This window comes from Actinoplanes sp. NBRC 103695, assembly GCF_030269485.1.
In the GTDB taxonomy this organism is placed as follows: domain Bacteria; phylum Actinomycetota; class Actinomycetes; order Mycobacteriales; family Micromonosporaceae; genus Actinoplanes.
In genome coordinates, this window is sequence record NZ_BSTL01000074.1 from 1 (window position 1) to 10,357 (window position 10,357).

The following is a 10,357-nucleotide window of genomic DNA, read 5'->3' on the forward strand; positions in this document are numbered from 1 at the left end:
CCACGAGCGTGCCCGACCTCAGCCACACCCACCACGTCACGCCATCGAGCGACGACGAAACACCTGGAACCGGGCCGAGCACACCACAACCCGCGAAAGCGGCAGGCGGGCACTTACTGCCCTCTGAGCTTGACCCGATTCGACGGACACGGTCGATGTGCTGTTCTCAGAGGGCGTTCGATTTGTTCTTGATCTACTAGTATGTGCCTCGCCAGGTAGGGGTGGATTCGCCCGTGATTCGGCGGCTGACGTTGTCGATCATCGCGATGTGGATCATGGCTTCCGAGCTGGCTGGCAGGGTCTCATAGTCGCGGACGAGTCTGCGGTGCAGCATCAACCAGCCCGATGGGCGGGCCGCGCAGCGAGGTGCCAGCCGTTGGGGCCGGTCCTTTTCCGCGCGGCCTCCCGCCGAACCGGATTTGATGGTTCCCGATCGTCCGGCTCTCCAGTGACTACTGCGTGAGCGGTGTGGCTGGCTGCCCGGTATGGGCGAGGCTGTGGCAGGAAGAGCAGACCACCAGGGTCTGAAACACCAGACACCACGCGAAGCACGTGTCTGCTACCGTCCACCCATCGCCCTCGCGGCATGAAACTCCGGTGTCCGGTCCCGGGGTGGAACTTCAGAGGTCTGACGGATGGGCACGTTGGCGACCCATCCGCAGACCCTCCCGTCTGCCAGAAGATCACCGCGGACGCGCCGTCCGACACCCTCAGAAACACTCACTCAGGGAAACAGCGAGCCGAGCATGCCCATCCGGCCGGCGGAGTCCGAGCCCGGCTGGGCGCCGAGGAAGATGACCCGCTGCCCGGCGCCGCCGGGCAGGTCCAGGCTCTCCTCGTTCAGCGTCAACCGGCCGACCGCTGGATGGTCGAACTCGTGGATCGCGTGCGAGCACTCCGCCACCGGGTGGGTGGCCCACAGGTTGGCGAACTCGGCGCTCTTGATGCTTAGCTCGCCGACCAGTTCCGCCATCTCCGGGTCGTCCGGCTCGACGCTGGTGGCCATCCGCAGATGCGCCGCCATCCCCGCGGCCCGCCGCGCCCAGTCGACGATCAGATCGCGCGAGGACGGCTCCAGGAACAGTTGGCGGGCCATGTTGGGGAGAGGGCCGGGGCCGAAGCCCCACAGGGCACGGGCCAGCCGGTTGCCGCCGAGCAGGTCCGTTCGCCGGCTCACGATGAGCACGGCCTGTTCGGTGTTGCTCTCCGCCAGCGCGAGCACGGTGGGCCGGACCGTCTCGGCTGCACGCCCGCGCCGGACGACCGGCATCGGCCAGGCCAGGCGAAGCAAGTGCAGCCGTTCGCTCCCGTCCAGGTGCAGCGCGTTCGCGATGGCCGCCAGCACCGATTCCGACATTTGGTGGCTTTCACCCTGTTCGAGACGGGTGTAATAGTTCACGCTCACCCCGGCCAGCATGGCCACCTCCTCGCGGCGCAGGCCTGGCACCCGCCGTGGGGTGCCGTAGGTCGCCACCCCGGCCGCCTCCGGCGTCAGCGCCGCGCGGCGGGACCGCAGGAAGTCACCGAGTTCGCTCACTCTCCGAATGATCCTCCGATGATGGGCGTCCCTGCCATCCCCTGCCGTGGGTACCCACGACAGGGTGCGGCGCCGGGCCAGGATCCGTTGCACGGTTGCGGCATGACTGACAAAAAGATCATCGCTGTACTGGGAGCGACCGGTAAGCAGGGCGGCGCCGTTGCCCGGGCGATCCTGGACGACCCCGAGGGTGGGTTCACCGTCCGCGCCCTGACACGTACCCCCGCGTCGGTGTCGGCTGACGCATTCCCCGAGATCGTCGCGGCCGACCTGGAGGACGAGGAGAGCATCACCCGGGCTTTTGCGGGGGCGTACGGCGCTTTCGTGGTGACCAACACGTGGGCTCCGCAGACACCGGAGGACGCGGCCGTACGCAGCCGGGCCAAGCGGGAGATGGACCAGTACGCGGTCGCCGCGCGCGCCGCCCGGGCTGCCGGCGTCCGGCACGTCGTGTCGTCGACGCTGGAGGACACCCGGCCCCACTTCACCCACCTGGGCATCGACGTGCCGTCGTCCGAGGACGGCTTCACGGTCCCGCATTTCGACGCCAAGGCGATGAGCAACAGATACTTCACCGACCTGGGCGTGCCGACCACGTTCCTCGACACGGCCTCGTTCTACGACAACTTCCTGCGCGCTGGCGCAGGTCCTGTCCGCGACGAGCACGGCAAGCTCGTCCTGCGCCTGGCCTTCGGTGACAGCACTGCCGCTCTGGTCAGCGCGCGGGACATCGGGCGGACCGCCTACGCCATCCTCAAGGCCGGCCACCGCTTCGTCGGGCGAACCGTCGGCCTGGCGGGCGACCATGTCACCGGGGTGCAGATGGCCCGCATGTTCAGCGATGTGCTGGGCGAGGAGGTCACCTACCAGGCCGTGCCGCTCGAGGCGCTGCGAACCTCCGCGCACCCGGAGGCCGCCACCATGTTCCAGTTCTACACGCAGGCCGCCGAGGCGTTCCTGGCCCATCGCGACCTCGGCCGCCTCCGGCAGCTCAACCCCGCGCTCCAGTCGCTCCCGGAGTGGATCACCGAGCACCGCGAGGAGTTCCGGCGGGCAGTGGCCCCGACCTGAGCACGCAGAGCCTGACGAAAGGCGTTCGAGCGGAGCGAGGGTTTCGAACGTGCGCTCCGCCAGAGCGTCCAAGGCCTCGTGGCCCTCCGTGCGGTACGCACGTACCTTGGTCGCGGGGCTCGCCGACCTGGATCTGGATGGGCTCACGACCTTCCTGGCCACACTGCAAGCCCCGAACGCGGAGCTGCGTCGTGCGAACGAAATCCTGAAGGCCGCGAGCGTGTTTTCGCCTCGGAGCTTTGCGCCATGTAGCGCTGATTGATCGAGGAGGGTGAGAGACCTTCCCGACCGGTCTTCGCAGCGGTCCGGTTGAAGCCTGGGGGCAGCCTGACCTGCGCAATGGCGGTGAGGGTGGCAAGCGGCCCTGACAAAGGCGGTGTCGTGCCGGGACTGCCAGACGGTGCGGGCTCGTCGAGGCGATGCCAGAAGGTATAACGCGAGTGAACCAGTGGTTGAAGCTCCGTAACAGCGAAGCCGGCTTCAATCTGGTGGATATGGGCCGGTACGCAGCGCACCACCTCGTGAATCTTGCGGGGTGGACTTCGAAGCCGTTTACTGAGCTTTTGGGGTCAGGGTCAGGGTGGTGCCAGGCCGCTGGTGGCGAGGAATCCGTACGCGAGGGTGGGCCGGTACTGCATCCGCTTGAGCCGGTTCTTCGCCACCTGGAGTAGATCGTCGATGCCGCCGGGAGCGAGGTTGGCCATGCTGCGTTTGAGGCTGGACCACAGGTTCTCGACGGGGTTGAGTTCGGGGGCGTAGCCGGGCAGCCGGTAGACGTGCAGCCATGGCCGGGCGGCGATCAGGGCGCACATCTTGGCGGACCTGTGTGCCGGCAGGCCGTCCCAGACCAGCACGATCGGAGCGCGTAGTTGCTGGTGGGCGGCGTCGAGCAGATCGGCGAAGTGGTCTTCGCCGAAGCCTTTCGGTTCGCCTTTACGTCCTCGGTGGAGCATCGTGCGGTAGATGATGCGCGGCTGGTGTCCGGCACGGTAGGCGACGATGCCGGCGAGGGAGAGTTTACGGCCGCCGCGTCCGGCGACCCTGACGATCGGGGTGGTTACCCCTTGTCTCGCACCGGGTTTGATGGAGACATCGAAACCTGGGAGAAGATTCAGCTATGCCGGCACCGAAGAAGTACCCCGATGAGCTGCGTGAGCGTGCGACCCGGCTGGTGGTCGAGGCCCGCCGGGACCCGGCGAGCGCGGTCGGTGCGATCCGACGGATCGCTGATCAGCTCGGGGTCCATCCGGAGGCGTTGCGGACGTGGGTGAAGAAGGCCGAGATCGACGCTGGTGACCGGCCGGGCACGACCAGCAGCGACGCGGAACGTCTCGCCGCCCTTGAGCGGGAGAATCGTGAGTTGCGCCGGGCGAACCAGATCCTGAAGTCCGCGGCGTCTTTCTTCGCGGCGGAGTTGGACCGTCCGTCGCGATGAAGGTCGCCTTCGTCGACTCCCAACGGTCTGAACACGGTGTCCAGCCGGTCCTGCAGGCGCTTGAAAGCACGCCGGCACAGATCGCACCGTCGACCTACTACGCCGCCAAGACCCGCCCCGCCAGTACCCGCGCGGTGCGCGACACCGACATGACCGAGACGATCGAGCGGATCCACCGGGAGAACTATGACGTCTACGGCGCCCGCAAGATCTGGCACGAGCTGCACCGCCGCGGCGAACCGGTGGCCCGGTGCACCGTCGAACGGCTCATGCGCCAGGCCGGGCTGCTACGCGACAAGTCACCACGCACGACCCGGCCCGCAGCCGAGACCAGACGCCCCGGTGACCTGGTCAAACGCGACTTCACCGCGGCACGCCCGAACCAGCTGTGGGTCGCGGACCTGACCTACGTACGCACAAGCGTGGGCTGGGCGTACGCCGCGTTCGTCCTGGATGTGTACTCCCGCATGATCGTCGGCTGGCAGGTCGCCACCTCGCTCTACACCGACCTGGCTCTCGACGCGTTGAAGATGGCTGTGTGGCGCCGTCAGAATCAGGGCGCTGAGCTGGGCGGATTGGTTCATCACTCCGACCGGGGAGTCCAATATCGAGCGATTCGCTACAGCCAGCGGCTCGCCGAGGCCGGCGCTGTCGCCTCGGTCGGCTCCAAGGGCGACTCCTACGACACTCAGTCCAGCATGGTGGTTGAGGAACGCCGACCCGGGTGCCTGACCCGTCATACGAGTGGCCCTGACTGGTTGCGGCATGATGATCGCCGGGCGTCGTCTCGGGGTCTGACTCGAGTTACGACTGGCCTTCGGGTGCCAATGCGTTGATCTGTCGGCCCCGGGACGGCGTTCCTCACCGTGGTCGCGGCCACGCTCGTGTGACCCGATAGGGCGTTGACCTGCACGGTGAGTGTCCTGTCCGCGGCGTGCTGATCAACCTGCCGGGGAACCGGCGGCCGGCTGGTGCCGACGACGGAGTTAGGACACCAAACTAGATGGATGAGCATCGAATCTAGCCCATCGCTGACCTGTACCTTCGCCTGTCGGATCTGCGGGCCGACGACCTCTACGAAGACGATCAGAGCAAAGGCCTCGTCGAGCACGAGCGCCAGCTGCGCGAGCGTGCCGCTCGCCTGCACTGGACCGTGGGCGAGGTAATCATCGAGAACGACATGCGCGGCGGTAGACCAAAACCCGCATCAGCCTACAAGCGGCGAAAGGTGCGGTTACCAGATGGCACCACCGCCTTACGCGTAATCCGCCCCGGATTCCGAAGATTGATCAAACGGATCCGCACCAACAAATCTAACGCCGTGCTGACCGTTGACCTCGACCGGGTTGTTCGTGATCCCTGACCGCATTCAAATCCTGCTCTTGGAGCCGACGAGTGTCAGTTCGCGTCGGCCCGCCGGGATGCGCCGGGGCGATTCGAGCCCCAGCGCACCCGTCAGTCGTGTCAGTCCAGCAGTTCGGTCACGGTGCCGGCGGCAACCGTGCGGTTGCCCTCACGCACCGCGAACCCGAGACCGACTTCCAGGGCGACCGCCTTGCCCAGCGTCACGGTGACCGCGTCGAGAGTGTCGCCGGGCATGACCAGGTCCCGGTCGCCCAGGTGCAGCCCACCGGAGACGTCAGTGGTATGGAAGTAGAACTGCGGCCGATAGTCCGCCGCAAACGGCGTGTGCCGGCCACCCTCCTCCTTCGTCAGGGCGTACATCCGCGCCCGGAACACCGTGTGTGGCCGCACGCTGGACGGCGCGGCGAGGACCTGGCCCCGCTGCACCTGCTCACGCTTGACCCCTCGCAGCAGCACCGCGGCGTTGTCACCGGCCTGCGCCGACTCCAGTACCTTGCCGAACGTCTCCAGACCGGTCGCCACACTCATCACGGTCGGACCGAGGCCGACCACCTCGACCGGCTCGCCGGCGCGCAGCACGCCACGCTCGACCTTGCCGGTCACGACGGTGCCGCGGCCGGAGATGGACAGCACGTTCTCGATCGGCATCAGGAACGGCTCCCCCAGCTCCCGCGGCGGGATCGGCACGTATGCGTCGACGGCGTCCAGCAACTCGACCACCGACGCCACCCAACGCGGGTCGCCCTCGAGGGCCTTGAGCGCGCTTACCCGCACCACCGGAACCTCGTCACCGGGGAACCCGTACTGCGACAGCAACTCACGAACCTCCAGCTCGACCAGGTCCAGCAACTCCGGGTCGTCGACCATGTCGCTCTTGTTCAACGCGACCACCAGATGCGGCACCCCGACCCGCTGCGCGAGCAGCACATGCTCACGGGTCTGCGGCATGCTGCCGTCCTGCGCCGACACCACGAGAATCGCACCGTCGACCTGCGCCGCGCCGGTGATCATGTTCTTCACGTAGTCGGCATGACCCGGCATGTCCACGTGCGCGTAATGCCGGGACGCGGTCTCGTACTCGACGTGCGCGATCGTGATCGTGATCCCCCGGGCCGCCTCCTCCGGCGCCTTGTCGATCCCCTCGAACGCGACATACCGGTTGGCCACCGGGTCACGGTCCGACAGCACCTTCGTGATCGCCGACGTCAGAGTGCTCTTCCCATGGTCGACGTGACCCATCGTGCCGATATTCAGATGCGGCTTACTACGAACAAACTGGCTCTTCGCCATGATCTCTTCCAAATCCTTACTGGATGCAAGGCATAACAGGGGAAACACCACCCCGTCGCCAAGCGGGGAGGCGTCAGAACCCAGGGCACAACCCAGCCACCCCTCCCCCGGGTTCTGCTGCCGATGGGGAAGGGTCAGACTCGCGTATCAGCGCCGGAAAACACGCACACGGGAGCCACCACGAGGGGCAGCTGCAAACCGAGCACGAACATGAGCGTCACGGTAGGCCCCAACGCCCACCCACGCGACTGAATTCCCTACGCAGTCTACGATCACGGGCGTGCAACGAAGGTCAGCGTTCCAGTCGGCCCGCGGGAGGCGTCGGGTACCACAGGACGTCTCGGGGAGGGCTGCGCGATCTAGCCGAGTAAGTACTAACGGTGGTTAGTGGTCGTAGGCGATCAATGACCTGTCACGGGTTGGCCGGTGGTGCGGTTATGCCAGATCGCGGCGGTCAGGGCGAGGATGCGTTGGGCGATGCGGGCGGTGACGCCTTCGATGCTGCGGCCGGCGTGTAGTTCGAGGTCGAGTTGGCCTTTGAGGGTGTCGTTGACTGATTCGATGAGCTTCCGGACCGGTTTGAGCAGGTGTTCGCCGGGGTGCGGGGTCCGGTTGCGGTAGGACGGCCGCAGGAGCCGGATTCCGCGGTCGGCGAGCCAGCCGGTCCAACTCGGCTGACACGTAGCCTTTGTCCGCGATGGTCAGCTGACCAGGCCGGGCAGCGAGCAGGTGGGCGTCTTGTTCCAGGGCGGCGCGGTCAACACCTGGCGTTCTGTCTTCTTTCGGGGGTGGCCAGGGACCAGGAGATCGGCAGGCCCGCGGGTGTGCAGATCAGGTGCAGGCGCGGGCCCCAGAAGAACCGGGAGTGCGACGCGTTGGACAGTTTCGGTGGCCGGCCCGTCCGGCGAGGCTGTCCGAGCCAGTCATCGATCTTCACGTACAGTGCGGTGAGAAGGGGTGTTGAGGTCTGTCGTCGCAAACGGATCATCGACACCCTTCGCCTTTACCCGCGCCTAGCTCTACGCGTGACAGGCCCACGTGCGCACCCCACGTGTGTATGTCACACGACCAGCGCCCGTTAGGACTTACTCGTCTAGCGATACTGGCGCGTCTTCGTGTCGAAGGTGCACCGGGCCGCCGGGCGCGACGGCAGGGCCGCCACCGCCGCCCGGCAGTAGGCCTGCTGGCCCGCCAGGTTGGGGTGCATGCTCGTCTGCAACTGCTTCATGGCCCGCGGGTCGCCGGGGAACTGGACGCCGTTGAACCACTTGGAGCCGCTGCACAGGCGGTGGTTGGTGAACTGCCCGCTGCTCGGCGCGAAGACCACCTTGACGGCCAGGCCCCGCCCGCGCAGGTACGTGTTGGCCGCGTCGACGTGGCTGCCGATGGCGCGGTTGATGTCGTCGGCCAGGCCGTTCAGCCACTGGGCGTCCTCGTACTTCACCCGATAGTTGAGCACGCCGCCGGCGCCACCCGAATTGGTGCCGACCTTGCACGAGAACGTCAGGCCGCTGCGGTCGTAGCCCCACCGGGACTCGGCGAACATCCGTGGATAGCCGGTGACCACCAGAGTGCCGCCCGGCGCCATGGCCAGCGCGACGTTGGCGTACACCTGGCTCAGCAGCATCTTATTGCCGTTGCCGATGTAGGTAGACGGCCGTGGCACGTCCAAGCCCTCGGAACGGAGTCGTTTCAGGCCCGCCTCGGCGAGGGCCGCAGCCTTGCGGTTCTTCTTGCGGCAGTCGTACGCGCCAGCTTTGATGCCGGAAGTGCAGTCCTTCAGGATGTCCGAGAAACCGGCGTCGTTGCCGCCGATCGAAAGGCTGACCAGCGTCGTCTGCGGCGTCACGGCCTGAATCTGCGGCGCCTCAGGCGAAGCACCCGACCCTACGTAGGTGGTGTTTCCGTTGAACAGATCGATGGCTTTGGCGCCCGAGCACGCAACCAGATCCATGCGGTCGACCAGGCCGGCTGCCTTCGCCGTGGCGAACACTCCCTGACCCCAGGAGCTCACCGACCGGTGACAACCCGTCGTGGTGCGCCCGCCCGTCGACGGGTCGGGCAGCGAGGTGCCCGCGGTGAAGTACTGCTCGGACGCACCCTCCCCCGAGGCGAACGAGTCCCCGAGCGCGACATACCGTCCCGGCCCCACCGGGCTGGGCGTGTAGGTCACCTGCAGGTCCACGAAGGTCTCGGCGCCAGTGTCGGCCGCCCGGACGGCCAGCAGGTTGTCACTGCCCACCGGCGCGTCGACCGCGATCCCGTCGGCCGCGCAGTTGCCGTTCTCGACGTGCTGCACGAGCGCACCGTTCACGTACACGTCGGCGTTGTTGTCGACCGCCCCGGTGATCCGTACGCTGCGGACGCCGGCTGGCACCCGGAACGACCGACGCAGCAACATGTCGGAGTCGGCGCCCCATCCGGTGTGCACCCGGTCGCCGTTGTTCCACGAGCAGGTGCCGCCGGTCGTGCCGAAGGCGGCCCGCCCGGTGGCCCAGAAAGCAGCCGGCGCGTACCCGGACTGTTCGAACCCTGCCCCGCCGCCGTGCGTCACCTGCTGGTAGGACCACCCGTCGCTGCCGTAACCGACCGCGGTCACGATTTCGGCGGCGTCGGCATTGCCGATCGCCGCGATGGCTCCGGCGGCGACCACGGCCGCCGAGCTGAGGGAGAGAAGGACTTTTCGCACCAGTCGACGATCCCAGCCGCCGTGCGTCCGGACCATCGCCGACCACGGCCGAAGGACGAGCCGATGGGCTTCCCACGACGGAGTGACGCCTGCCGTATCGTTCGCGCATGTCGGTCGATGAGGGGAGCCCGGTGCATCCGGTCTAGCGACAGCCCAGGAACGGGGCTGCGCGGAGCCGGAAGGTGACCGTAGATGAGTCGGACCGACAAGACTCGGCCCTGTTGGGTACAACTGGTGGGACGCACCGAGGGTGAGCGCGGCTCGCACGTCCTAAAGCGCTTGCGCCGGGACGGCAGCACACCCCTCGTTGCGCGTCGGCCCGTTGGAGGTGGGCCGGGAGATGGTTCGCGCCCCGGCGCACCTCGTCAGCGGTGTCAGTCGAGTAGTTCGGTCACGGTGCCGGTGACCGTGCGGTTGCAGGCCAGCCCGGGCCGGAAGTGGCGTTGAGCCGCCGCTCAGGCCGGCTCCTCGGATCTGTTGGATCTGACCTCGTCGACGCTCGGGGTGGCGACGTCGAGAAGGGCCGCTTGCTCGGTCAATATCGCACCTATCTCGTCGGAATTCTGTATGGTTCGGCCCCGGATTCGGGTGGCTGTTCGTTCCAGGACTGCGGTGCGCCGAGCCTCCTCGTCCTCGCACCACACCTGAAGAAACGAATGCTTTCTGGTCTCGAAGGAACCCAGGCGCCACCACTCCATCCGGCCGCCGAAGAAGGCCCCGCCCGGCAGCGAAGCCCGCAGCACCCGGTTCGGCAATCGACGCAGAGGGGCGTCCCGGTACCCTTTTCCGGCCAGCCAGTCGCTCCAGACCTGATGGTCGTCGGTCATCGGTTCCAGCTCGAGTTGAGTTCCCCCCGGTTTGGTGGAGCCTCTCAAACATGATCGACTGATCATGGGGAGGACGTTCTGTGGCCGCACCGAAGAAGTACCCCGACGAACTGAGGGCGCGTGCTGTGCGTCTGTATCGCGAG

8 protein-coding genes and 2 pseudogenes are annotated in these 10,357 nt (G+C 67.1%); 3 read left to right on the top strand and 7 right to left on the bottom strand.

Annotated features, from left to right (window positions below):
• Positions 1-196 precede the first annotated feature (196 nt).
• Positions 197-352 (bottom strand): annotated as a pseudogene (locus QSK31_RS47995) (IS5/IS1182 family transposase); the annotation flags it as partial.
• Between the two features lie 372 nt (positions 353-724).
• Positions 725-1,537 (bottom strand): helix-turn-helix transcriptional regulator, encoded by an 813-nt coding sequence (locus tag QSK31_RS48000; RefSeq protein WP_285691909.1) that lies wholly within the window; start codon positions 1,535-1,537, stop codon positions 725-727.
• Between the two features lie 102 nt (positions 1,538-1,639).
• Here QSK31_RS48000 and QSK31_RS48005 point away from each other — a divergent pair, with 102 nt between their 5' ends.
• Complete coding sequence (locus tag QSK31_RS48005) at positions 1,640-2,608, top strand: NmrA family NAD(P)-binding protein (protein ID WP_285691910.1); 969 nt, start codon at positions 1,640-1,642, stop codon at positions 2,606-2,608.
• A gap of 575 nt (positions 2,609-3,183) precedes the next feature.
• Here QSK31_RS48005 and QSK31_RS48010 read toward each other — a convergent pair.
• Positions 3,184-3,561, bottom strand: a complete 378-nt coding sequence (locus QSK31_RS48010; RefSeq protein ID WP_285691911.1) for a transposase — start codon at positions 3,559-3,561, stop codon at positions 3,184-3,186.
• Between the two features lie 164 nt (positions 3,562-3,725).
• Here QSK31_RS48010 and QSK31_RS48015 point away from each other — a divergent pair, with 164 nt between their 5' ends.
• Together QSK31_RS48015 and QSK31_RS48020 are read left to right on the top strand one after the other, a co-directional pair.
• Positions 3,726-4,043, top strand: a complete 318-nt coding sequence (locus QSK31_RS48015; protein WP_285691912.1) for a transposase — start codon at positions 3,726-3,728, stop codon at positions 4,041-4,043.
• Positions 4,040-4,879: an IS3 family transposase gene (locus tag QSK31_RS48020; RefSeq protein WP_285691913.1), complete on the top strand. Its 840-nt coding sequence runs from the start codon at positions 4,040-4,042 to the stop codon at positions 4,877-4,879. Before QSK31_RS48015 ends, QSK31_RS48020 begins: the two co-directional genes overlap by 4 nt.
• A 628-nt stretch (positions 4,880-5,507) precedes the next feature.
• Here QSK31_RS48020 and tuf read toward each other — a convergent pair.
• The 4 genes and pseudogenes from tuf to QSK31_RS48035 all read right to left on the bottom strand — a co-directional run bounded on the left by tuf (position 5,508) and on the right by QSK31_RS48035 (position 10,214).
• Entirely contained in the window at positions 5,508-6,698 is a 1,191-nt protein-coding gene (gene tuf, locus QSK31_RS48025; RefSeq protein ID WP_285691914.1) for an elongation factor Tu, read from the bottom strand.
• 384 nt (positions 6,699-7,082) lie between these two features.
• Positions 7,083-7,672: pseudogene (locus QSK31_RS49395) on the bottom strand (transposase); the annotation flags it as partial.
• Between the two features lie 119 nt (positions 7,673-7,791).
• On the bottom strand, positions 7,792-9,387 hold the full coding sequence (locus QSK31_RS48030) for an SGNH/GDSL hydrolase family protein (protein WP_285691915.1): 1,596 nt from the start codon (positions 9,385-9,387) through the stop codon (positions 7,792-7,794).
• A 455-nt stretch (positions 9,388-9,842) separates the two neighbouring features.
• Complete coding sequence (locus tag QSK31_RS48035; RefSeq protein ID WP_285691916.1) at positions 9,843-10,214, bottom strand: hypothetical protein; 372 nt, start codon at positions 10,212-10,214, stop codon at positions 9,843-9,845.
• Positions 10,215-10,357 lie beyond the last annotated feature (143 nt).